Raw genomic sequence first — 23,304 nt, 5'->3', positions numbered from 1 at the left:
AAACGGGGACGATACAATATTGTGGCGGGAAATCGTGGGGTTAGCAAAAGGTATGCGTGCGAAAAAGCCGGGCGATGCCCGGCTGGAAAAATTAACTGTCGCTATGAATATTCAGCGCCCGGCGCGTACGTCCTGAGCTCAAGTATTCGGCAATATAATCCTGCGAAATCTCGCCGTTGTAGCGCCCGTCCTCATCCACGATCGGCATCCAGCTGGTGTTGCTCTCATACAGGCGTGACAGCACCACGCGCAGGTTGTCTTCGGCTTTGCCGGTCATGCGGAACGGATGCAGGATGTCGGCGCAGGTCCCGCTGGCGTTACGCGCTTCGCGACGCTTCACAAAGCCCAGCGGCTTGCCGTGCTCGTCAACCACGGTAATTGCGCGAATATCGTTATCATCCATGGTTGCAAAGGCTTCCGGGAGCGGAGTCGAACCCCGTACCGTAATGGTCGGCTGCTGGTCGGTGACGTCGCCGGCCGAGACCAGCAGCAGGCGCTTCAGCGTGCGGTCCTGACCGACAAACGAGCCAACAAACTCGTTCGCCGGTTTCGCCAGCAGTTCATCCGGGCTGGCACACTGGACGATTTTTCCCTGACGGAATACCGCAATGCGGTCGCCGAGCTTAAGGGCTTCGTCGATATCGTGGCTGACCAGCATGACGGTTTTTTTCAGCTTGCGCTGCATCTCCAGGAACTGGTTCTGGATCACCTCACGGTTGATCGGGTCCACCGCGCCGAACGGTTCATCCATCAGCAGTACCGGAGGATCCGCCGCCAGGGCGCGAATAACGCCAATACGCTGCTGCTGGCCGCCGGACATCTCGCGCGGATAGCGGTGGAGAAACTTGTGCGGATCCATTGCCACCATATCCATCAGCTCTTCGGCGCGAGCTTTGCAGCGCGCTTTATCCCAGCCCAGCATGCGCGGCACGACGGTGATGTTCTCTTCAATGGTCATGTTCGGAAACAGGCCAATCTGCTGGATCACGTAGCCGATGTTGCGGCGCAGGGTCACGGTGTCCATCCCGTTGGTGGCCTCGCCGTTAATCAGGATGTTTCCGCTGCTTGGGGTGATGAGACGGTTAATCATCTTCAGGGTGGTGGTTTTCCCGCAGCCGGATGGGCCGAGCAGGACGCACATTTCCCCTTCGGGCACGTTCAGGTTGACGTTATCGACGGCCTTAAAGGTCTGGCCGTGCTTCTGTGAAAATTGTTTGGTGAGGTTTTCCAGTTTTATCATTATCGAATCCCCTTTGGAGTCAGAACCACCTGCAGACGGTGCAGCAGCCAATCGAGCACAATCGCTAAAAGACAGATCATCAGCGCGCCCGCAATCAACATACGAATATCGCTTCCGCCGATGCCGTTAAGCAGCAGCAGGCCAAGTCCGCCCGCGCCAATCACGGCGGCAATCGCCATCACGCCGATGTTCATCACCACGGCGGTGCGGATCCCGCCGAAAATCACCGGCAGCGCCATCGGAATTTCCACCCAGCGCAGACGCTGCCAGAACGTCATGCCGATGCCGCGTCCGGCTTCGCGCAGGCCCGGCGGCAGGCTGTCGAGCGCCGTGTGGGTGTTACGCACGATCGGCAGCAGCGAGTAGAGAAACACCGCCGTGATTGCGGGCAGGGCGCCAATCCCCTGACCGATCAGCGAAAACAGCGGGATCATCAGGCCAAACAGGGCAATGGACGGGATGGTCAACACGATGGTGGCAATCCCCAGCACCGGCGTCGCCAGCCACTTGTGGCGCACAATCAAAATGCCCAACGGGACGCCGATGATAATCGCTAAGCCCACGGCCAGCGCCACCAGCCACAGATGCTGCAGCGTCAGGGTTAACAGATAGTCCCAGTTGTCCAGAATGTAGTGAACGGTATCCATAGCGCCTCCTACAGCAGCTGTTTGCTACGCAGGAAATCGCGGGCGACCTGCTGCGGTGACTGATGGTCAATATCCACCTTCTTGTTCAGCTCGGTGATAACGTCGTTGTTGAGCTGGGCCGAGAGGGTATTGAGCGCCTCTTCCAGACCGGGATTGGCCTCCAGGGTGTCCTTGCGCACCACCGGGGTGACCGCGTAGCTCGGGAAGAAGCCTTTATCATCTTCCAGCACTTTGAGATCAAAGCCCTTCACGCGCCCGTCGGTGGTATAAACCAGCCCGGCGTCGACGAAGCCGTCGCGCACGGCGTTATAGACCAGACCCGGGTCCATCTGGCGGATTTGCGGACGGTCCAGATCCATCTTATAGGCCTCCTGCAGTGGCTTCATGCCGTCGCTGCGCCCGGCAAATTCAAGGTCTAAGCCCAGCAGCCAGTTTTTGTCCGGGTTGGTTTTGCGAACCTGTTCAATTTTCGCCACCATCTCCGACATGGTGTTGATATGCTCCGCCTCGGCGCGCTTGCGCTGCATGGCGAAAGCGTAGGTGTTGTTCATGTCGGCGGGTTTGAGCCACACCAGACCGTGCTTCGCATCCAGGCGCTTCACCGTCTCCCAGGACTCCTGCGGTGACATGCGCTTGTTGATGTGGTTGAAGATGATCAGCGACGTGCCGGTGTACTCCCAGGTCATATCAATCTGCTTGTTGATCATCGCGTTGCGGGAGATCACCGTGGCGATATTGGTTTTTGGCTGAACCTGAAAACCTTTCTTTTGCAGGTACTGTACGGTCATCGCCGAGAGAATGTGCTGCTCGGTAAAGCTCTTGGTCGCCAGAATCAGCGGGGCTGCCATCGCCTGGCCGGTGAACAGCGCCGCGGCACACAGCGCCGCCAGGCTGGATATCAGTCTCATAAAAGCTCCTTGTTATTGTTATCGAGCGAGATGGGGACTCATCACGCGACCCAGCGCCGCCAGCAGGGTGTCGAGGATCAGGGCGAACAGGGCGGTGGCCGCCGCGCCGAGGATCAGGGTCGGGAAATCGTTCAGGTAAATGCCCGGGAAAATCAGCTCGCCGTAGCTGCTGGCGCCAATCAGGAACGCCAGCGGCGCGGTACCGACGTTAATGGCGGTGGCGATGCGGATCCCCGAGAGCATAACCGGCCAGGCGTTGGGCAGCTCAACCTGGCGCAGGCGCTGCCATTTGGTCATCCCAATCCCGTTTGCCGCTTCCAGCAGCGACGACGGGACCGAGCACAGCCCGGCGTAGGTATTGCGCACAATCGGCAGCAGCGAGGCGAGGAACAGGGCGATGATGGCGGGCGTATCGCCGATACCAATCACCACCATCGCCAGCGCCAGCACGGCCAGCGGCGGCAGGGTGTTGCCGACATTAAAGATTTGCATCACGTATTCGGCGACGCCCCGCGCGGCCGGACGGCTCAGCAAAATACCGGCCGGAATGCCCACCAGCAGGGCAAAAAACATCGACGAGAAAACCAGAATCATGTGCTGTTGCCCTAGGTAGACCAGGTCAACCTGGCGCGCCTTGATTGTCTCAAGCCCGATTCCCCAGACGAGGAGGGCGAGGACCACGAGAATGGCGCCGACAAACAGCAGCGAGCGTTTGAGTAATGGGTGCATTGCGGTGTGTCTCCCTGTGCGCATGCGTTATAGCAACCAATGGTTGCCTGTTGTTATGCCATGTTTCGGCAGGGGTAATTGACCTATAGCAAGCGTTTGGGAAGGGTTCCAGCGAAGGGGGGAAATCAGTAACCCTATGAAATTAGTGACAACCTTTATTAAAGCCTTATGGCGTAAGGGCTGGTTGCGTGCCGGGCAGAATAGTCCTAAAGCGAATTTTCAATAGTGACAGTGTCACATATTAAAGGGCGCCCTTACGCCGAGAGTCGTTCGTTATTTAGATAGAGGCACGAACCCGGCGAACGCGAACCGAGATGCTAATGATAGAAAAAATGGCAACAATCGCGAGCAGCAGCCCAAGCGCCAGCATGGCGTTAAACCCAATCCATCTGAACAGCAGCAGACCAGCAATCCCTCCGCTCATAAACGAGAAAATGGTGGTTAAGTGGGTCTTCAACTGACTTTTTTGTGCCGCGGTATCCTTCGAGTAATCCCTGCGAAGCATCGCCACCAGCACGGAGGCCAGTGATATGCCTGCATCCGTTAGCGTGCCGGTAATGTGCGTCGATCTCACCCGCCCTCCGGAGAGCTGCGTGGAGGTTGAATTATGAATGCCCATCAGGCCGCACAGAAAAATAATAATCTCGCGGTTGCTCGTGAGGGCGTGGAAATACATCTCGTAGAGAGAGATGCCGGTCAATAGTACCCCCTCGACGAAAAGGATTTGGCAAAAAACCAGCCTGATATTGTGGATAATGCCCCAGAGTACAATAAGACGAGCAAGGATGGCGCCGGTGACAAAAGAGAGAATAATCGAGCCAAAGAAAATCATATCGCTCAGATCGGTGGAGGAAACTTCGCTGGATAATTGTGAGGTATTGCCGGTCATGTGAGAGGGGAAAAAGCCAAATGCCCCAAGGGCGATGGCGTTAAGCAAACCTGCCGAGGTCGCCAGCCAGAGGGCAAGCCGACGATCCTCCTTATGCGTTCGTTCTTTCTTGAGTCTAATCAGCAAGAATACCTCCGGGTTGAGCTTTGCCTGAATAGTCAGGCTAGCAAAGCGGTGCAACGGGCTGTCCAGGATATGGCTTAATTATTATTCCCTCTGACGCCAATCAGGGTTTAGTAATTAAATAAAATATCCTTACTCAAGGTGTGGGCGTAAATAATTTATATCATGCCGTTATTGCCGTGACGCAAAAACGCCGGGCGCTGGTTGAGGCGCTCATACCAGGCCTCAATCGCCGGCACGTCGGGCTTGTCAAACGGCGTCATCTTCCAGCGATTCACCGACAGCCCAAGCACCACGTCCGCAAGGGTAAACGTCTCTCCCGCCGCAAAGGCCCCGGTGCGCTGCAGTTGGTTTTCCAGAATGGTGATGCAGTGGTTCCACTCTTTTATTCCCGCCGCAATGCGCGCAGGGTCGTTAAAGTCCGGGTTTTTTCGTCCCAGCGCCGGGAAGACATAGCGCCAGGCGTTATTGAATTCAGTTGCCTGCCAGTCCATCCAGCGCTCAACGTTGGCGCAGGCCTGCGGCTCTGCAGGCAGCAGATCGTGACGTCCGGCCTTGCGCACCAGATAGCGGCAGATGGCGTTGGACTCCCACAGCACGAAATCGTCATCCATCAGCACCGGCACCATGGCGTTGGGGTTCAGCGCGCGGAAGTCATCCGTTTCTGTTGAGGCAAAACCGCTGCCGTAGTCTTCCTGCAGGTAAGGGATGCCCGCTTCTTCACAGGTCCAGAGCACTTTACGAACGTTGATGGAGGTGGTTTTACCGAGGATGTTAATCATGACGCCGCTTCTCTTCAGGGGGATTAATCATTTAAAACAATACACCCTTTGTGCGAAGAGGGAGGGATAATATTGAGTGAGGAGTGCGCTGTACGGGCAGGTCAGCGCGTTTTAAGCGGAAACGTTACGTCTTCAGGGTGCGTAATGGCGGTGATTCCGCGCCGTTTTCTCCAGAGGCGCCTGCTTGCTTAATGCCTGGAAAAAATTTAGGCTAACCTCAGAGATATGCTTGCTCATTAAAGGCTTAGAAATGGAAAAAATAACCCCTGAATATACGTCCGTTGACTTATCTCGTTGGGCAAGGAAGGAACATTTTGAGATTTTTCAGGGGTTCGCTCAGTCGACGTTTAACCAGACGGTTTTAATCGATATTACTGCGCTGTTAAAACATATCAAAGCGGTCGGCTGGAAATTTTACCCGACTATTATTTTTCTCATTTCGAAAATCGTCAACAGTCATCCGGAGTTCCGTATGGCCATGAAAGACAATGAGCTTATTATATGGAACGAAGTTCATCCAAATTATACCATTTTCCATAATGAAACAGAGACCTTTTCATCATTATGGAGCCATTATGATGGCAGTATTCAGCACTTCCAGAAGACCTACGCTGAAGACATTGCGCGCTACGGTAATAATCTTTCTTATTGGCCTAAGGACGAATCCCGGGAAAATATCTTTTTCATATCGGGTATTCCCTGGGTGAGTTTTACCAGCTTTAACGTCAACGTTGCGCACATGAAGAACTTTTTTGCCCCTATGTTTACGCTTGGGAAATACTATGAACAAGATGGCAAAGTATTATTGCCCCTTGCCGTTCAGGTTCATCATTCCGTGTGCGATGGTTTCCATGTGGCAAGACTGTACAATGAACTACAAGAGATGATTGATGCCTTGCCGCAATCCGGCACGTGACGTTAATAAAAAAGCCGCAAGCAGCATGCTGCTTGCGGCGTCAGGCTCGGTGACGATGTGGCAATCAGGCAGCTTTTACCGCTCTGATTTTTTTACTGTCAGCCGCAGGGGCATCGAGAGCAGGGAGCTTGCTGGTGCGCAGAATATGCTGCACGGTCTCTTTCTGCTCGGCGAGATACAGACCAAGATTTTCAGCCTGCGTTTCATCCATCTGCATTCCGCTTTGCAACAGCCAGTCGGTGAACGCGTCTGCCATATCGAGCAGCTTGTCGTGAGCGTCAGCCTCTTTCTTACTGGCAAATGTCATTTTCTCTTCACCTTTTCTTACGACAACATATTTTATTTCAACAGCCATCACGCACCTCTCATACTGTATTTATATACAGTATAACAGCTTCGGGATGATGTTGCAGTAAAAAGTGAGCTACTGGTGCATCGGCTGCGTTTCACGGCCGCCAATACTGCGTCGCCATGCGCCAGGTGCCTGACCGAATTGGCGCTTAAAGCTGCGGTTGAACGACTGCTGAGAGTCAAACCCGAGCGCGATTGCCACGTTCAGGATGGGCTCATCGCTGTGGGCTAAGCGCTCAACCGATTTTTGCAGCTTTTGCGCGCGAATATAGCCGGCGAGGGGATAGCCCGTATGCTCTTTAAACAGGCGCTGGAGGTGCCATTTCGAGTAGCCGGAGCGCCTGGAGACGGTCTCAATGTCCAGGCGACTGTCGAGGTTGTTATCAATCCAGTCGAGTAAATCATGCATAAATGCGCCAGTGTTCATCAGGTTTCCCCCACGCAGCGATAGAAAGGTATCTTTGTCTGTTGCATTTTAAGGTGGCCTGGTTTCACGATAATTGCAAGTTTTATTGTTGCATTTAAATCCTTGCCCGAAACGGGCCTTTTATTGCCGCCTCAAATAGCACATAAAGTGCAACAATTATTCTTGCACTTAGTTAGGCGCATTCCTACAATCGCCGCGATAGTGTATTCGAAACTGTTACAGTTTTGTGGCGATGAACGACACAAATGGCCTTAAGCCAGCCCGGACAAAGGAAGTGGCGCGGCACCTCCCGCTGCGTCTTGCCCGGCGGCTACAATTACCGGAATAAAAATAATGAGCCTGCAAAAAACCTGGGGAAACTATCATCTGAATGCGCTGGGAGCGATGCTGCTCTCCGTGCTGCTCGTCGGATGTGATGACAGCGTCGCGCAAAACGCCGCGCCGCCCGCGCCCGCCGTTAATGCTGCAGACGTGGTTGTGAAATCCATTAGCCAGTGGGATAGCTTTAACGGACGGATTGAAGCCGTGGAAAGCGTGCAGCTTCGTCCCCGTGTCTCTGGCTACATCGACAAAGTGAATTTCACCGACGGCCAGGAGGTGAAAAAGGGCGAGGTGCTGTTCACGATTGATGACCGAACCTATCGCGCCGCGCTGGAGCAGGCGCAGGCGACGCTGGAGAGAGCCAAAACGCAGGCCAGCCTGGCGCGAAGCGAGGCTAACCGTACCGATAAACTCATCAATACCAACCTGGTATCCCGTGAAGAGTGGGAGCAGCGCCGTTCGGCCGCCATTCAGGCACAGGCCGATATTCGCGCGGCCCAGGCTGCGGTAGACGCCGCGCAGCTGAATCTCGACTTCACCAAAGTGACGGCTCCTATTGATGGCCGCGCCAGCCGGGCGTTAATCACCAGCGGCAATCTGGTCTCCGCGGGCGACAGCGCCAGCGTGCTCACTACCCTGGTCTCGCAGAAGACGGTTTACGTCTACTTTGACGTGGATGAGGCAACCTATCTTCACTATCAAAATCTCGCCCGCAACGGGCAGGGGGCGTCCAGCCACCATACGGCGCTACCGGTTGAGATCGGCCTTGCCGGCGAGGAGGGCTACCCCCATCAGGGTAAAGTGGATTTCCTTGATAATCAGCTCACGCCGAGTACCGGTACGATCCGCATGCGCGCGCTGCTGGATAACGCGCAGCGTCAGTTCACGCCGGGACTCTTTGCCCGCGTGCGCCTGCCGGGCAGCGCGGAATTCCAGGCCATGCTTATTGACGACAAAGCGGTACTGACCGATCAGGATCGCAAGTATGTCTATATCGTGGATAAAGAGGGTAAAGCGCAGCGTCGCGATATTACGCCGGGGCGTCTGGCCGACGGTTTACGCATCGTGCAGCAGGGGCTGAAACCTGGCGATAAGGTCATCGTTGACGGTCTACAGAAAGTGTTCATGCCGGGTATGCCGGTGAACGCGAAAACCGTCGCCATGACCACCAGCAACGCCCTCAACTGATCACTTGACCTGAGAATCCTTCCCATGGACTTTTCCCGCTTTTTCATCGACAGGCCGATTTTCGCTGCCGTACTGTCGATTCTGATTTTTATCACAGGATTAATCGCCATCCCGCTTCTGCCGGTGAGTGAATATCCTGACGTCGTACCGCCAAGCGTGCAGGTGCGCGCGGAGTATCCGGGCGCCAACCCGAAAGTGATTGCCGAGACCGTGGCGACGCCGCTGGAAGAGGCGATCAACGGCGTTGAGAACATGATGTACATGAAATCCGTTGCCGGCTCGGACGGCGTGCTGGTTACTACCGTCACGTTCCGTCCGGGTACCGATCCGGATCAGGCGCAGGTGCAGGTGCAAAACCGCGTAGCGCAGGCCGAGGCGCGTCTGCCGGAAGACGTGCGGCGCCTGGGCATCACGACGCAGAAGCAGTCGCCAACGCTGACGCTGGTGGTGCATCTGTTCTCGCCTAACGGCAAGTACGATTCACTGTACATGCGCAACTACGCCACGCTGAAGGTGAAGGACGAGCTGGCGCGTCTGCCCGGCGTCGGCCAGATTCAGATTTTCGGCTCCGGTGAATACGCGATGCGCATCTGGCTGGATCCGAACAAGGTCGCGGCCCGCGGGCTGACCGCCTCGGACGTGGTCACGGCAATGCAGGAGCAGAACGTGCAGGTCTCCGCGGGCCAGCTTGGCGCCGAGCCGCTGCCGAAAGAGAGCGATTTCCTGATCTCCATTAACGCCCAGGGTCGTCTGCATACCGAAGAAGAGTTTGGCAACATTGTCCTGAAAACGTCGGAGGACGGTTCGGTCGTCCGCCTGCGTGACGTGGCGCGGATTGAAATGGGTTCCGGCAGCTATGCGCTGCGTTCCCAGCTTAACAATAAAGACGCGGTCGGGATTGGTATCTTCCAGTCACCGGGGGCGAACGCCATCGATTTGTCTAACGCGGTGCGCGCCAAAATGGACGAGCTGTCCACCCGTTTCCCGGAAGATATGAAGTGGGCGGCACCTTACGATCCGACGGTTTTCGTACGCGACTCCATCCGTGCGGTGGTGCAAACCCTGCTGGAAGCGGTGGTGCTGGTTGTACTGGTGGTGATCCTGTTCCTGCAAACCTGGCGCGCGTCGATCATTCCGCTGATCGCGGTGCCGGTGTCGGTGGTGGGGACGTTCAGCATTCTCTATCTGCTGGGCTTTTCGCTTAACACCCTGAGTTTATTCGGGCTGGTGCTGGCGATTGGTATCGTGGTGGACGATGCCATCGTGGTGGTGGAAAACGTCGAGCGAAACATTGAAGAGGGGCTTGCGCCGCTTGCGGCGGCGCATCAGGCGATGCGTGAAGTTTCCGGGCCCATTATCGCAATTGCGCTGGTGCTGTGCGCGGTGTTCGTGCCGATGGCGTTCCTCTCCGGCGTAACCGGTCAGTTCTACAAGCAGTTTGCGGTGACGATAGCGATTTCCACGGTGATCTCCGCCATCAACTCGCTAACGCTCTCTCCGGCGCTGGCCGCGCTGTTGTTAAAACCGCACGGCGCGCCGAAAGACTTCCCGACCCGGCTTATCGATCGCCTGTTCGGCTGGATTTTCCGTCCGTTTAACCGCTTTTTCCATCGTAGCTCTAACGGCTATCAGGGGCTGGTGGGCAAAACGCTTGGTCGACGCGGCGCGGTGTTTGTGGTGTATCTGCTGCTGCTGTGTGCCGCGGGCGTCATGTTTAAAGCGGTACCCGGCGGGTTTATTCCGACACAGGATAAGCTCTACCTGATTGGCGGCGTGAAGATGCCGGAAGGCTCGTCGCTGGCGCGCACCGACGCGGTGATCCGCAAAATGAGCGAAATCGGCATGAATACCGAAGGCGTGGACTACGCGGTGGCTTTCCCGGGGCTGAACGCGCTGCAGTTTACCAACACGCCGAATACCGGGACGGTGTTTTTTGGCCTGAAGCCGTTTGACCAGCGCAAGCACTCTGCGGCGGAAATTAACGCGGAGATCAACGCGAAAATCGCGCAAATCCAGCAGGGCTTTGGTTTCTCCATTCTGCCGCCGCCGATTCTGGGGCTGGGTCAGGGGTCTGGCTACTCGCTGTATATTCAGGATCGCGCGGGTCTGGGCTATGGCGCGCTGCAAAACGCGGTGAACACCATGTCCGGTGCGATTATGCAGACGCCGGGAATGCACTTCCCGATCTCAACCTATCAGGCTAACGTTCCGCAGCTCGACGTGCAGGTTGACCGCGATAAGGCGAAAGCGCAGGGCGTGTCGCTGACCGATCTGTTCGGTACGCTGCAAACCTATCTGGGCTCGTCGTACGTGAACGACTTCAACCAGTTCGGGCGCACCTGGCGCGTGATGGCGCAGGCAGACGGGCAGTTCCGCGACAGCGTGGAAGATATTGCGAATTTACGCACACGGAATAGCCAGGGCGAAATGGTGCCGATTGGCAGTATGGTGAAAATCACGACCACCTACGGACCGGATCCGGTTATCCGCTACAATGGCTACCCGGCGGCGGATCTGATTGGCGATGCCGACCCGCGCGTGCTCTCGTCCGCGCAGGCGATGACGCAGCTGGACGCGATGTCTAAGCAGATCCTGCCGAACGGAATGAACATTGAATGGACGGATCTAAGCTTCCAGCAGGCCACGCAGGGCAATACGGCGCTGATCGTCTTCCCGGTCGCGGTACTGCTGGCGTTCCTGGTGCTGGCGGCGCTGTATGAAAGCTGGACGCTGCCGCTGGCGGTGATCCTCATCGTTCCGATGACCATGCTTTCCGCGCTGTTTGGCGTCTGGCTGACCGGGGGCGATAACAACGTCTTCGTGCAGGTGGGGCTGGTGGTGCTGATGGGGCTGGCCTGTAAAAACGCGATTCTTATCGTGGAGTTTGCCCGCGAGCTGGAAATTCAGGGGAAAGGCATCATGGAAGCAGCGCTGGAAGCGTGCCGCCTGCGTTTACGTCCGATTGTGATGACATCCATCGCCTTTATCGCCGGGACCATTCCGCTGATCCTCGGTCACGGCGCGGGCGCAGAAGTGCGCGGCGTCACCGGGATTACGGTCTTCTCCGGGATGCTGGGCGTGACGCTGTTTGGTCTGTTCCTGACGCCGGTCTTTTACGTGACGCTGCGTAAGTTCGTGACGCGCGGCAAAGAGGAAAGAGAGGTTCTGCCTGCGTAGGGATATCGCAGATAACAAAAAACCGCACTCACTATGAGGGCGGTTTTTTTTTGCGTAAATTACTGGGCTTTTTTGTACTGGGCAATCAGTTCAGGTAAAGGATCGCACCCGCTGGTATCGGCTTTTTTGACCTCGTCCAGCGCGCTTGCCACGGTGTGGCGCGCTAATACCGCGAGCGAGGCCTGCTCTGCTTCTTCGGAAATAGATTTGAAGTACCAGCAGGCGTTCGCGCTGACCACGCAGCGGGCCGGCACGTCCGGGCGCGACGCCCAAAGTTTTTTATCTTCGGTGACTGAAAGGTAGATATCGCGCAGGGTAATCTCTTCCGGCGGACGTCCAAGATGAATTGAGCCGTTGCGGCCAAGCGTTGAGACGATAATGCCGTCACGCGTGAGTGGAACCATCAATTTGCGGATAAAGCTCGGGTTGGCTTCCAGGCCGTAGGCCAGAATCGCACTCGTCGAACGTTCACCTAGTTGCTCCGCCATCGCTACGCTGAGAACCATCTGCAAAGCTGTCGGGAAGCGGTAATCTAACATTTCTCTTTCCTGGGTTGCGGTGAATCTTGTTCTTTTTGGCACCGCAGAGGTGAATAAGCAATAAACAACAATATAACAAATACGGTAATTTTTTTGAAGCAATCTGCGGCATTTGCGATCAAACACCCTGTTCCGGTTTAGCTATACGTGCGGTTCGGGAAGTCAACCGTCACCAGCAGGCCACCTTCTGCGGAAGTACTCAGGTTTACGCTGCTGCCGTGCTGCTGTGCAACGGCTTTGACAATGGCAAGCCCTAGTCCGCTCCCGCTTTGGAGCTGATTGGGATCGCGGAAAAACCGGTCGAATACGCGCTCGCGCAATTCAACCGGGATACCCGGCCCCCGATCGGAGATGCGTAGCTGGGCTGATTTATCTGCTGGGCGTACCTCTACCTGAATCCGCCCGCCCTCAGGACTGTACTTCACGGCGTTTTCAATGAGATTGTCTATAAGCGACATCAGACGCTCCCTGACGCCAGCGATCCAAATCTCATCCTCAGCGAAGAATTCCAGCTCAATCTTGCGCCCGGACGCTAGCGGCTCCAGCGCAGCCATCCGCTCTTGTATGAGCGAGGTTAGCGGCACGGGCTCCATCGCGGTGTCAATGCGCGCTTCACTGTGCATCATCAGCAGCAGCTGGTTGACGAGACGGGCCGCCCGGCTATTGCTGCGCACAATTCCTGCAAGCAGCTGCCGCTGGCTCTCGCTGCTCACCCAGGACTGCAGCGCCTCCACGTTGATGCGCATCGCGGCCAGCGGCGTACGCAGCTCGTGCGCGGCGTCCGCAATGAATACCCGTTCGCGTTCCGCGCTTTCCCGCACTCTGGCAAGAAAATCATTTATCGCGTCCACCATCTGGCGGAGCTCCTTATGCCCGGGAACGGCCTTTAAAGGGGAGAGATCGTCAGGCGAACGTAATGAGATCTCATTAACCACCTTGCTCCAGGGGCGCATCGCAATGCGGATTGACAGCCACGCAGGAAAAAGAAGAAAAGGAATGCACACCAGCAGCGGCATAATGTAGTAGCCCCGCGAGTTCAGGTAGATAAAGAAGTTCCAGCTTCCGGCAGGGGTGAAAAGGGTAACCTCCACGTCGGAGTGGGGGGATTTAAGCGTGCGGCTCGTCCAGGCGTGACCTTCACTCTGAACGCGCTGCATTTCGCCCAGTCTGGTGTTTTTTACCCCCGTAGGTGCACCATCAGAAGAGAAAATAACCTCGTTGCTTTTGCGAACGATCAGGTTAATCGACAGCTCCGGATCTTCACCGCCGCCATAGCCTTCCCGCAACGCTTTGCTGAAGGCTTCCAGGACATCATTACGATCCTGCGGGTGCTCGTCACTGAGATCAACCAGAGTAAAAATGGTTTCGTAAGTCTTACTTCCCGTGAGTATCGGAGGGCTACGCAGGTCTTCCAATAAAATAAAGGTTAAAAAAAGACACCACAGCAGGGTAAGCAGCAGCATCTGGGCGATGATAATTCGCCGTACCAGCGTTGGGCGCCTCAGTTGGTGCCAGACATTTCGCATTAATCTGTCACCTTCTGGATAGCGACGGTATCAATGACATACCCGACGCCCCGCACCGTTCGTACATAGCCGTCACCAATTTTTCGCCGCAAATTCCCCATATGCACGTCGAGCGCATTGCTGAGATTTTCCTTCGCGCCAAATATCCTCTCTTCCAGGAACCGCCGCGTGATCACCCGGTCAGCGCGCAGCATCAACGTTTCAAGCAGCGCATATTCACTGGCCGTCAACTCAACGTGACGCGCGTTCACCGTTACGCGACGCGTCGGGATATGAAGCGATAAGCTCCTGATTTCTATCGCTTCATTTTCAAAACCGTAGCTGCGTCGCGCAAGGGCTCTGACTCGCGCCAGCAGTTCGGCGAGAACGAAGGGTTTGACAAGATAGTCGTCTGCGCCAGCATCCAGCCCGCACAGGCGATCCTGCAGGGTGCCTCGCGCCGTCAGGATAATGACGGGGATCCCCTTAAGCTGCTGGCGCAAACGCGTCATCAGGCTCATGCCGTCGCCGTCGGGCAGCCCCAGGTCGAGCAGAATAAGTTCCGGCACGCCGACCTCAAGCTGATGCAGCGCATCCTCTTTACGGCGAACCCATATGACATCAAATCCTTGATCTGAAAGGGCGATACGTACGCCATTGCCGAGATCCAGGTCGTCTTCGATTAGTAAGATTTTCACATTGGTAACTGTATCAACAGTGAATGAAGAACAACTTAAGAAAAAAACAGTAGCAGGAAATCCGTCCGGTTGACAGCGCCCGCACGCGCTTCAGCGTTTCTTCATTTTCGGCTCATAAGAACCTCAGGGTGAGTATTCAGAATGAGTGCTCTGGCGTGTAAACCGCTTGCATTGCAATCATTTGAATCCAAAGGACTTCTTCAATGAGTAACATCGAACTGCGTCATTCTTTCCCCTATTTACTTCCGAGCCGCAGACTGAAAAACATCGTGCCGGGCGTTATTCTGGCGTTACTGGCTACCCCGGTACTGGCGGCAGAGCAGAAACAGGGCAATGTCTTAACCCTGGGGGGAGGCGTGGACGTCGCGCCACGCTACTCGGGTTCGGATAAAAGCCGGGTCTCGGCAGCTCAGGTAGTAGATTATTCCATGGCAAATGGTTTCTTTATCAGCACCACGCGGGGTATCGGTTACGGAAACAACATTGGCAACCTGGATTACAACGCCGCAGTGAGCTACCGAACAGGCCGTAAAGATAAAGACGTGAGCAGTGATTCGATCAGCTCCGGCAGCGACTACCTGCGGGGGATGGGCGATATCAAAGGTTCCGCTATCGTGGTGCCGGGTCTGGGGTATAAGGTGACCGACTGGCTCAATCTGCAGCTGCAGGCTGAGATCCCGGTTTCTGAGAGAGACAACGGTGAGGCGGTGCATTTCGGCATTTCCAGCCCGCTCTACACATCGTCGAAAAATGCGGTGACGCTGGGGCTGACGGGCAGCTGGGGTTCCGGCAAGTACATGCAAACGTACTACGGGGTTAATGCTGCCCAGTCCGCCGCATCGGGATTTGCCCGACATGACGCCGGAGCGGGAATTTACGCCTGGTCGATGAACCTTGACTGGACCTACAGGCTCACCTCGCGCTGGAGCGTTCTCACCTCCGCGGGCGTAACGCAGTTGACGGGGGATGCGGGTGATAGCCCGATCGTGCAACGTAAAACGTCGCCAACGGGAAGCCTGAAGGTGACGTACAGTTTCTGATTGCAGGTTGCTTATAAATATGAGCGCACAATAGCGACGAATTTGAACCGCCCCGGAAAGATGATGGGGCGGTAGTTTTTAAATGATGTTTAACAGCAGTCAGAATAATGAGTTGACTGACGCTTTATCAAAAACTGAGAGGCATCGACCTGACTCCGGAGCATTTGGAAACCATAACCTCACTGAGAAGTGTGCCAATATTACGTGGCTATAATCCCTGTCCGGAGAATAAAGTGCTCGGAAAATTATTGTTAAAGTACATGCCAGGGTTACAAAATTTGTTAGCCTACGATAAAAGCTGGCTAAAACATGATGTTAAAGCTGGATTATCCGTTGCGGCTGTAGCGCTACCCGTTGCTATTGCTTATGCTGAATTGGCGGGTGTTGGGGCAATAGTGGGGCTCTATTCCTGCGTTTTACCGATGATAGCTTATGCACTGTTTGGTTCTTCACGTCAGCTTATTGTTGGCCCTGATGCAACGACCTGTGCCGTGATTGCAGCCGTCGTGTTTCCTCTTTCTGCAGGCAATCCTGAACTGCACTGGCAACTGACGATCGTCATGACGTTGATGATGGGCGGGTGGTGCCTGCTTGCCAGTAAATTCCATCTGGGTGCACTTGCCGATCTCCTTTCTCATCCCATTCTTACAGGGTTGCTTAATGGCGTAGCCGTGACGATTATTGTCGGGCAATTAGGCAAGGTTTTGGGGATCAAGCTCGATGAAGCGCAGGTTATTGAGAAAATACTGGCCTTGCCAGGCCGACTTTTAGACAGCCATGTATTAACAATAGGGATATCACTTTTAACGTTAATTATTTTAATGGTTATCAAAACGTATCGCAGCAACTGGCCAGCACCTCTGATTGCCATTGTGATAACAACGATACTGGTATGGGGAACATCTGCGCAACAGTATGGTATTGCCACGATTGGGGGGGATGGCTTCCAGCCTGGTTTACCCGTCGTTAACTGGGGTGCGTTCCAGCCCGGTCCGATGCGAGAATTAGTGATCCCGGCGCTGAACCTGGCTTTAGTGAGTTTTGTCAGTCTGATGCTGACCGCTCGCAGTTTCGCCGCGAAAAATGGCTATGAAATTAATGCTGATGCAGAGTTCCGGGCACTGGGTATTGCGAACATTATGTCTGGGCTATCTCAGGGATTTGCCATCAGTGGAGCCGATTCCCGGACCGCGGTTAATGATTCCGTTGGGGGGAAAAGTCAGCTGGTTTCCATAGTCGCGGCCTTACTGATAGGTTTAGTGGTGGTATTTTTCACGCAGCCATTACAATTTATTCCGGTATCTGCATTAGGTATTGTTCTAATGTATGCATCGTGGTCATTAATTGATTTACGTGGGTTATGGAACCTGAGGCGAAGAAATAAACAGGCATTTCGCCTGGCCTTCTTTACGTTTGGCTGTGTTTTAATCATCGGTGTAATCCAGGGGATCGGCCTTGCGGTGTTGCTTGGCCTGTTACAGTTCCTGCGTACGGTATTTCGTCCCTCTGAGCACTTACTGGGGACTGACGAAAATGGAATGATCCACTCATTAGGGAATACAACCGATATTAAAATGGTCCCGGGCGTGCTGATGTATCGATTTAACTCACCGTTGACCTATTTTAATGTGGCTTATTTTAAACGTCGGGTATTGAACCTGGTTGATGGTGCAGCATTACAACCTAAATGGGTGGTTATTGATGCCGTGGCTTGCTTCACCTATTCAGATATCAGTGTCCTGGCAACCATTAATGAGTTAAAGCGTGACCTGAAAGCCCGACAGATTATGTTAATCCTTGCGGGCAGGAAAACGGAATTAACACGTTGGTTTAAAGAAAGTCGGCCAACGATGAATGATGATGACATGATTCTGGCGCCAGACCTCTATTTGGCACTCCGGTTCATTCAAAGCAAAGAGAGTGTGAGTGAATTAGGTGGTGATGCACAACCAAACCCTGGTTAAAGGCTTGCTCGCCACTCGCGAGCAAGCCATATCCCTTAGCGGTACAGCGTCTTTTCCGCAACCGGAACAACCAACGCCGATCGCCAGTCCGCCAGCGTCAGCTGCGCGAGCCTGCCGAGCGCGATATAGAACGGATGCCCGGCGTTGTCGACAAACACCGACAGAAAGCGAGTGCTCCACGGCAGCAGATGCCACGCCAGAAGCCGATCGCACTCCGACTCGCGGCCATTCTCGGCCAGCCATGCCGCCAGCAGCAGCAGGGTGCCGAAATGATCTTCCGGTTCATTTTGCTGCATCTGAAACGCGATATTGTTTTCCCGCATCCACTGGCGCAGCGCGAGGGTTGAATCGCCAAACAGCACGGATTCACGGTCCAGCCAGACGGAACCCCACGGCGGAGCGGGCAGGGCATAAGGACCAATAAACAGCCGTTGCCAGGCATCCGTCAGCGGCTCATCGGAAGATGAAGCAAAGGTTTCGGCAACGGGCAGCAGCGTTTCCGGCGGCAGGGGCCAGTCCTCTATCCATTCGCCAGCGGTAAGTGCCTGCACCAGCGGGGCTGTCTGCTCGCTGTCTGGGGCGAAGTAAAACAGCGCGCCCAGTACGCGGGCGCTGAACGCGAACGAGTCACGGTGTGAGACGTCTTTCATTAAACCTTCCTTGCTCGCGCGGTTATGTCCGCGCGACGTGATTAACCATTAATACAGACCAAAGCATAAACCAGGGTCATAGAATTCACCCCTTACACCTTCTCAATCTGCACCAGATTGGTGTGCTGCGGGTTGCCTTTTGCCAGCGGTGACGGGCGGTGCGTGGTCAGGGTGTTGATACACGAGCCGTGGTCGATACGATCGCCATTCATATTGGCATCGTGCCAGGCTCCCTGGCCCATGGCGCTTACGCCTGGCATGATGCGCGGCGTGACTTTGGCTTCTATTCTCACCTCACCGCGATCGTTAAAGACGCGCACCGTATCGCCGTTTTTAATGCCACGTTTCGCGGCATCAACGGGATTCAGCCAGACCTCCTGGCGGCAGGCCGCTTGCAGCACGTCGACGTTACCGTAGCTCGAGTGGGTGCGAGCTTTAAAATGGAAGCCAAACAGCTGCAGCGGGAACTGCGCGCGCTCGGGCGCATCCCAGCCGTCAAAGGTGGATGCGTAGACGGGCAGCGGGCTGATGGTCTCATCTTTTGCCAGCTCCCAGGTCGCCGCAATATCCGCCAGCGTGCTGGAATAAATTTCAATCTTGCCTGAGGGCGTTTTCAGCGGGTTGGCTTCCGGGTTCTCGCGGAATTTTTTATAGGCCACAAAGTGTCCGTTCGGATCTTTGCGCTTATAGATGCCCATTTTTTTCAGCTCGTCATAGGACGGCAGTGTGGGATCTTTTGCGAGCATTTTGGCATACAGATACTGCAGCCACTCTTCCTGCGTTCGCCCTTCGGTAAATTTCTGATGGATATCCGGTCCGAGGCGTTTCGCCACTTCGCTCATGATCCAGTAGATAGGCTTGCGCTCAAACTTCGGCGCGGTCACGGGCTGGAGAAAAATCAGGTAACCCATGTTCCCTGCGTAATCGTTAGGGATAATGTCTTCCTGCTCGACTGTCATTAAATCTGGCAGCAGGATATCGGCGTACTTCGCCGATGAGGTCATAAAGTTGTCGATCACCACGATGGTTTCGCACTTGCTTTCGTCCTGCAGAATATCGTGGGTTTTATTGATATCGGAGTGCTGGTTAATAATGGTGTTGCCCGCGTAGTTCCAGATGAACTTAATCGGTACGTCCAGCTTATCTTTACCGCGTACCCCGTCGCGCAGAGCGGTCATTTCCGGGCCACGGGCGATGGCGTCCGTCCAGCTGAAGCAGGAAATTTGCGTTTTGACCGGGTTTTCCGGCAGCGGCATACGTTCGATAGTGATGGTGTAGGTCGACTCACGGGCGCCGCTGTTGCCGCCGTTGATCCCCACGTTGCCGGTCAGAATCGGCAGCATCGCGATGGCGCGGGAGGTCAGTTCACCGTTCGCCTGACGCTGTGGTCCCCAGCCCTGGCAGATATAGGCCGGCTTCGCGGATCCAATCTCGCGGGCCAGTTTAATGATGCGGTCTGCAGGAATGCCGGTGATGCGCGAGGCCCACTCCGGCGTTTTCGCCGTGTTGTCCTCACCCTGGCCGAGAATATACGCTTTATAGTGACCATTCGCGGGGGCACCTTCCGGCAGCGTTTTTTCGTCGTAGCCAACGCAGTATTTGTCCAGGAACGGCTGGTCCACCAGGTTTTCGTCGATCAATACCCAGGCAATCCCCGCCACCAGGGCGGCATCGGTACCCGGACGGATCGGGATCCACTCGTCTTCGCGTCCGGCTGCCGTATCGGTGTAGCGCGGGTCGATGACAATCATACGTGCGTTAGAACGCTCGCGGGCCTGCTCCAGATAGTAAGTAATCCCGCCGCCGCTCATGCGCGTTTCCGCCGGGTTATTGCCGAACATCACCACCAGTTTGGTATTTTCGATATCCGAGGTGCTGTTGCCGTCATTGCTGCCGTAGGTATAAGGCATCGCGCAGGCGATTTGCGCCGTGCTGTAGGTGCCGTAGTGGCTCAGGAAACCGCCGTAGCAGTTCATCAGGCGCGCCACCAGCGAAGCGTAAGGGGAGGAGCGGGTGATATTGCCGCCGACAATCCCGGAGGAGTAATTAATATACACCGCTTCGTTGCCATACTTGCTGACCACGTCTTTCAGGCTGGCGGTGATGACGTTCAGCGCTTCGTCCCAGCTGATGCGCTCGAACTTGCCTTCACCCCGCTTACCCACGCGTTTCATAGGGTAGTTCAGACGGTCAGGGTGGTTGATGCGGCGGCGAATGGAGCGCCCGCGCAGGCAGGCCCGGACCTGGTGATTGCCGTAGATATCCTCACCGGTGTTATCCGTTTCGACCCAGTACACTTCGTCATCGCGGACGTGCAGACGCAGCGCACAGCGGCTGCCGCAGTTGACCGAACAGGCGCCCCAGACCACTTTATCTTCTGCCGGTTTCATTGCATTTTGTACCGCGGCTGCGGCGCTTTTCAGTCCAAAAGGCAACGAAATTCCGCCAGCGGCAAGCGCCAGAGAACCTATCGCCGTAGATTTCACGAGTGTTCGACGGCTAATCCCGCCGTGATGTTCGATATCGGACATGGCTCACCCCACCATTGTGATTACGTATTATTTTTCCCGAAATGATAACCGGGCTAATGATGGGGTGAGTGTTACTTATTTGGAGGTATTAAATATTAATCCTTGTCAAATCAAAGGGGATTGACGGTGATTTACTGAGTTTCAGCCGGCGCATTATCCTGATTGCCGGACGCCGCCCCGCTGCCCGTACGGGTGTACAAAATTTTAAAGGTGTCGTTGGCACAGTGGCCCACCACCTGAGCGTCCGGCTGGTCAGCCTGATCGTTCGGCACAATGTTCAGCGTAAAACCTGACTCCGGCACGCCGTTGTTGATGATCTTCTGCTGAATGTCGCTTTTCACGCGCTCGCAGGAGTCCGGTGCCGCCAGCGCGGCCGTTGAGGCACTCATTAACAGCAGGGCGGTAATCCAGGGTAACCGTTTCATCTGTAGCTCCTTTTCTCTGTGTAGAGATTAATTTTAGCAGGCTTCGTGTAAACAACTGTATTTGCTAATATGATTGGGAATAATCTCTCTGTATTGGTAAAGAATGTGAAGAAATATGCAGCGATAACGCTCCTGGCAGCTACTCTCGCAGGGTGTGATAACAACTCCGCGCCGCTGTCGTTTACGCCCGAGATGGCGAGTTTTTCGAACGAATTTGATTTCGACCCTCTTCGCGGCCCGGTCAAGGATTTTACCCAGACGCTGTTCAACGAGAAGGGTGAAGTGTCCAAACGGGTCACCGGCACCGTGTCGGCGGAAGGGTGTTTCGATACGCTGGAGCTGCACGACCTGGAGGCTAACACGGGCGTAGCGCTGGTGCTGGATGCAAACTACTACATCGATGCAGAAACCCAGCAGCGTAAGGTGAAGCTGCAGGGCAAATGCCAGCTGGCCGAACTGCCGTCAGCCGGGGTGACGTGGGATACCGACGACAACGGCTTCGTGGTGGCCGCACATGGTAAAGAGATGGAGGTGAAGTACCGCTACGATGCGGATGGCTACCCGCTGGGCAAAACCACCGTCTCCGGAGATCAGCATTTATCGGTACAGTCGACGCCGTCTAAGGATCTGCGCAAAAGAATGGATTACTCGGCCGTGAGCCTGTTAAACGATAAGCCGCTGGGCAACGTGACGCAAAGCTGCGACTACGATCGCCACAATAACCCGGTGAGCTGCGATCTGACGATCACGGATGACAGCGTCAAACCCGCCGTTGAGCGCAAGTACACCATCAAAAACACGATTGAGTATTACTGAGAATGAAACGGCGCAGGCTACTGCGCGGTTGGTTTCAGCAGGCTGGCGCCTGACGGCTTGTGACCGGCCAGATGCTGATGCTGGAAAATGCACATGCGGATGGTGTTGCGGTATTCACCGTTGATATAGAACTCATGAATCAGCTCGCCTTCTACCATAAAGCCCAGCTTGCGGTAGATATGGATCGCTTTTTCGTTCTCTTTATCCACGATCAGATAAAGCTTGTAGAGATTCAGAACGTTGAAACCGTAATCCATCGCCAGCTTCGCCGCCCGGGAGGCCAGACCTTTCCCCTGGTGCTCCGGCGAAATAATGATCTGGAACTCCGCCCGGCGGTGAACGTGGTTGATCTCAACCAGCTCCACCAGCCCGGCTTTGTCGCCTTCACACTCCACCACAAAACGACGCTCGCTCTGATCGTGAATGTGCTTGTCGTAAAGATCCGACAGCTCGACAAAGGCCTCGTACGGCTCTTCAAACCAGTAGCGCATCACGCTGGCGTTATTGTCGAGCTGGTGGACAAAGCGCAGGTCTTCACGCTCCAGCGGCCGGAGCTTTACGTCACAGGGCGCCGACATTATGGGGCTACCGTACGACCAGTGCGGCGATCCAGGCAGCGCAGGGTGTTCGGCTCCCAGTAGGCATTGACGTTCGCACTTTGCTGACACTTATCGCGTGCGTCAAAGGCGACATCTTCTTTGTCCCACTCTTTTTCAGCACGTTTGTTGACCTTCTGACGAAGGCTGCGGGTGTCATTCCATTGTTCTTTGTCCATCGCGGCGTTCTGGCGGCTTTGCGCGCTGTCACCAGACTCAATAATGAGCTTGCTGGTTTCCGCTGTCGCAGAGGCGGCAAAGGCGAACGATGAAAGCGCCAGCAGGGCTGTCAGACAAAGGCGTTTGCTTAATGTAGTCATAGCGTTTCCTTTTAAATGGGTGCAGATGAGCAAGTTTCCCCGTTCAGATTCTACACCAAAGAGCAATAACGGCATACCCGCGGAGCAAGTATGGAAAAGTAAAGGGCATCATCAGGTATGATGGTTAAATAAATCCTCACCTGACGTGAAATATGCTCAAAACGACGCTGCTTTTTTTTGCCACCGCGCTATGCGAAATCATCGGTTGCTTCCTGCCCTGGCTCTGGCTGAAGAAGGGGGGAAGCGCACTGCTGCTGATCCCGGCGGGCGTCGCGCTGGCTCTGTTTGTCTGGCTGTTAACGCTGCATCCGGCGGCCAGTGGGCGCGTTTACGCGGCTTACGGCGGCGTCTATGTCTGCACGGCGCTGCTGTGGCTGCGCGTGGTGGACGGCGTCAAACTCAGCGCATATGACTGGGCCGGGGCGCTGATTGCCCTGTGCGGTATGCTGATTATTGTGGCGGGATGGGGCCGTGCTTGAGCCCCCCGGGTTTTGTGATCGTTAGCTGATTTTATGATCATTA

23 protein-coding genes are annotated in these 23,304 nt (G+C 55.2%); 7 read left to right on the top strand and 16 right to left on the bottom strand.

Features of this window, described 5'->3' with window-relative positions:
* Nucleotides 1–91 precede the first annotated feature (91 nt).
* The 6 genes from osmV to INF73_RS01465 all read right to left on the bottom strand — a co-directional run bounded on the left by osmV (nucleotide 92) and on the right by INF73_RS01465 (nucleotide 5,318).
* On the bottom strand, nucleotides 92–1,240 hold the full coding sequence (gene osmV, locus INF73_RS01490) for an osmoprotectant ABC transporter ATP-binding protein OsmV (protein ID WP_193541289.1): 1,149 nt from the start codon (nucleotides 1,238–1,240) through the stop codon (nucleotides 92–94).
* Nucleotides 1,240–1,887 carry an osmoprotectant ABC transporter permease OsmW gene (osmW, locus tag INF73_RS01485; protein WP_028012983.1) on the bottom strand — a complete coding sequence of 216 codons (648 nt, stop codon included), beginning with the start codon at nucleotides 1,885–1,887 and terminating at the stop codon, nucleotides 1,240–1,242. Before osmW ends, osmV begins: the two co-directional genes overlap by 1 nt.
* A gap of 8 nt (nucleotides 1,888–1,895) precedes the next feature.
* Nucleotides 1,896–2,795 carry an osmoprotectant ABC transporter substrate-binding protein OsmX gene (gene osmX, locus INF73_RS01480; RefSeq protein ID WP_041910236.1) on the bottom strand — a complete coding sequence of 300 codons (900 nt, stop codon included), beginning with the start codon at nucleotides 2,793–2,795 and terminating at the stop codon, nucleotides 1,896–1,898.
* 18 nt (nucleotides 2,796–2,813) lie between these two features.
* Nucleotides 2,814–3,524, bottom strand: coding sequence for an osmoprotectant ABC transporter permease OsmY (osmY, locus tag INF73_RS01475; protein ID WP_045261451.1), 711 nt, complete (start codon nucleotides 3,522–3,524; stop codon nucleotides 2,814–2,816).
* Nucleotides 3,525–3,801: 277 nt separating this feature from the next.
* The gene (locus tag INF73_RS01470) at nucleotides 3,802–4,539 is read right to left on the bottom strand and encodes a YoaK family protein (RefSeq protein ID WP_041912015.1); all 738 of its coding nucleotides are present in this window, start codon (nucleotides 4,537–4,539) and stop codon (nucleotides 3,802–3,804) included.
* A gap of 155 nt (nucleotides 4,540–4,694) precedes the next feature.
* The gene (locus INF73_RS01465) at nucleotides 4,695–5,318 is read right to left on the bottom strand and encodes a glutathione S-transferase family protein (protein WP_028012987.1); all 624 of its coding nucleotides are present in this window, start codon (nucleotides 5,316–5,318) and stop codon (nucleotides 4,695–4,697) included.
* Nucleotides 5,319–5,568: 250 nt separating this feature from the next.
* Between INF73_RS01465 and catA the strand changes: the two genes are divergently transcribed.
* Nucleotides 5,569–6,234 (top strand): type A chloramphenicol O-acetyltransferase, encoded by a 666-nt coding sequence (catA, locus tag INF73_RS01460; protein WP_193541287.1) that lies wholly within the window; start codon nucleotides 5,569–5,571, stop codon nucleotides 6,232–6,234.
* Between the two features lie 64 nt (nucleotides 6,235–6,298).
* Here the strand turns inward: catA and INF73_RS01455 are convergent, their stop codons facing one another.
* Together INF73_RS01455 and INF73_RS01450 are read right to left on the bottom strand one after the other, a co-directional pair.
* Nucleotides 6,299–6,589 carry a YebG family protein gene (locus INF73_RS01455; protein WP_028012989.1) on the bottom strand — a complete coding sequence of 97 codons (291 nt, stop codon included), beginning with the start codon at nucleotides 6,587–6,589 and terminating at the stop codon, nucleotides 6,299–6,301.
* 69 nt (nucleotides 6,590–6,658) lie between these two features.
* The gene (locus tag INF73_RS01450; RefSeq protein ID WP_028012990.1) at nucleotides 6,659–7,012 is read right to left on the bottom strand and encodes a helix-turn-helix domain-containing protein; all 354 of its coding nucleotides are present in this window, start codon (nucleotides 7,010–7,012) and stop codon (nucleotides 6,659–6,661) included.
* A gap of 333 nt (nucleotides 7,013–7,345) precedes the next feature.
* On the opposite strand from INF73_RS01450, the gene INF73_RS01445 reads away from it, so the two are divergent.
* Both INF73_RS01445 and oqxB read left to right on the top strand, forming a co-directional pair.
* A complete protein-coding gene (locus INF73_RS01445; protein WP_193541285.1) occupies nucleotides 7,346–8,521 on the top strand; it encodes an efflux RND transporter periplasmic adaptor subunit in 1,176 nt (391 codons plus the stop codon).
* Nucleotides 8,522–8,545: 24 nt separating this feature from the next.
* The gene (gene oqxB / locus INF73_RS01440) at nucleotides 8,546–11,698 is read left to right on the top strand and encodes a multidrug efflux RND transporter permease subunit OqxB (protein WP_045261448.1); all 3,153 of its coding nucleotides are present in this window, start codon (nucleotides 8,546–8,548) and stop codon (nucleotides 11,696–11,698) included.
* 59 nt (nucleotides 11,699–11,757) lie between these two features.
* Here oqxB and INF73_RS01435 read toward each other — a convergent pair whose 3' ends face one another.
* The 3 genes from INF73_RS01435 to INF73_RS01425 all read right to left on the bottom strand — a co-directional run bounded on the left by INF73_RS01435 (nucleotide 11,758) and on the right by INF73_RS01425 (nucleotide 14,440).
* Nucleotides 11,758–12,237, bottom strand: coding sequence for an Rrf2 family transcriptional regulator (locus tag INF73_RS01435; protein ID WP_028012993.1), 480 nt, complete (start codon nucleotides 12,235–12,237; stop codon nucleotides 11,758–11,760).
* Between the two features lie 137 nt (nucleotides 12,238–12,374).
* On the bottom strand, nucleotides 12,375–13,763 hold the full coding sequence (locus INF73_RS01430) for a HAMP domain-containing sensor histidine kinase (RefSeq protein WP_193541283.1): 1,389 nt from the start codon (nucleotides 13,761–13,763) through the stop codon (nucleotides 12,375–12,377).
* Nucleotides 13,763–14,440 carry a response regulator gene (locus INF73_RS01425; protein WP_028012995.1) on the bottom strand — a complete coding sequence of 226 codons (678 nt, stop codon included), beginning with the start codon at nucleotides 14,438–14,440 and terminating at the stop codon, nucleotides 13,763–13,765. The genes INF73_RS01430 and INF73_RS01425 overlap by 1 nt, the downstream gene beginning before the upstream one ends.
* A 203-nt stretch (nucleotides 14,441–14,643) precedes the next feature.
* Here INF73_RS01425 and INF73_RS01420 point away from each other — a divergent pair, with 203 nt between their 5' ends.
* Both INF73_RS01420 and INF73_RS01415 read left to right on the top strand, forming a co-directional pair.
* Nucleotides 14,644–15,480, top strand: coding sequence for a MipA/OmpV family protein (locus INF73_RS01420; RefSeq protein ID WP_048956351.1), 837 nt, complete (start codon nucleotides 14,644–14,646; stop codon nucleotides 15,478–15,480).
* Nucleotides 15,481–15,713: 233 nt separating this feature from the next.
* Nucleotides 15,714–17,444: a SulP family inorganic anion transporter gene (locus INF73_RS01415; protein ID WP_193541280.1), complete on the top strand. Its 1,731-nt coding sequence runs from the start codon at nucleotides 15,714–15,716 to the stop codon at nucleotides 17,442–17,444.
* A gap of 35 nt (nucleotides 17,445–17,479) precedes the next feature.
* On the opposite strand, the gene dmsD is transcribed toward INF73_RS01415, so the two are convergent.
* The 3 genes from dmsD to INF73_RS01400 all read right to left on the bottom strand — a co-directional run bounded on the left by dmsD (nucleotide 17,480) and on the right by INF73_RS01400 (nucleotide 21,050).
* On the bottom strand, nucleotides 17,480–18,094 hold the full coding sequence (dmsD, locus tag INF73_RS01410; protein ID WP_028012998.1) for a Tat proofreading chaperone DmsD: 615 nt from the start codon (nucleotides 18,092–18,094) through the stop codon (nucleotides 17,480–17,482).
* Nucleotides 18,095–18,186: 92 nt separating this feature from the next.
* Nucleotides 18,187–20,625: a selenate/tellurate reductase subunit YnfE gene (ynfE, locus tag INF73_RS01405; RefSeq protein WP_193547276.1), complete on the bottom strand. Its 2,439-nt coding sequence runs from the start codon at nucleotides 20,623–20,625 to the stop codon at nucleotides 18,187–18,189.
* A gap of 131 nt (nucleotides 20,626–20,756) precedes the next feature.
* On the bottom strand, nucleotides 20,757–21,050 hold the full coding sequence (locus INF73_RS01400; RefSeq protein WP_193541278.1) for a DUF1161 domain-containing protein: 294 nt from the start codon (nucleotides 21,048–21,050) through the stop codon (nucleotides 20,757–20,759).
* Nucleotides 21,051–21,119: 69 nt separating this feature from the next.
* On the opposite strand from INF73_RS01400, the gene INF73_RS01395 reads away from it, so the two are divergent.
* Nucleotides 21,120–21,866, top strand: a complete 747-nt coding sequence (locus INF73_RS01395; RefSeq protein ID WP_032644870.1) for a YnfC family lipoprotein — start codon at nucleotides 21,120–21,122, stop codon at nucleotides 21,864–21,866.
* Nucleotides 21,867–21,883: 17 nt separating this feature from the next.
* Here the strand turns inward: INF73_RS01395 and speG are convergent, their stop codons facing one another.
* Together speG and INF73_RS01385 are read right to left on the bottom strand one after the other, a co-directional pair.
* A complete protein-coding gene (gene speG / locus INF73_RS01390; protein WP_193541276.1) occupies nucleotides 21,884–22,444 on the bottom strand; it encodes a spermidine N1-acetyltransferase in 561 nt (186 codons plus the stop codon).
* The gene (locus INF73_RS01385) at nucleotides 22,444–22,782 is read right to left on the bottom strand and encodes a DUF1283 family protein (RefSeq protein ID WP_008502414.1); all 339 of its coding nucleotides are present in this window, start codon (nucleotides 22,780–22,782) and stop codon (nucleotides 22,444–22,446) included. The genes speG and INF73_RS01385 overlap by 1 nt, the downstream gene beginning before the upstream one ends.
* A 152-nt stretch (nucleotides 22,783–22,934) precedes the next feature.
* Between INF73_RS01385 and INF73_RS01380 the strand changes: the two genes are divergently transcribed.
* Nucleotides 22,935–23,261 (top strand): YnfA family protein, encoded by a 327-nt coding sequence (locus tag INF73_RS01380; RefSeq protein WP_025757996.1) that lies wholly within the window; start codon nucleotides 22,935–22,937, stop codon nucleotides 23,259–23,261.
* The last annotated feature ends 43 nt before the right edge of the window (nucleotides 23,262–23,304 follow it).

It is taken from the genome of Enterobacter cloacae complex sp. P6RS (genome assembly GCF_014982245.1).
GTDB classification, from domain to species: domain Bacteria; phylum Pseudomonadota; class Gammaproteobacteria; order Enterobacterales; family Enterobacteriaceae; genus Enterobacter; species Enterobacter bugandensis.
Note: the sequence above shows the minus strand (reverse complement) of the source record. Positions and strands in the feature narration are given on the sequence as shown.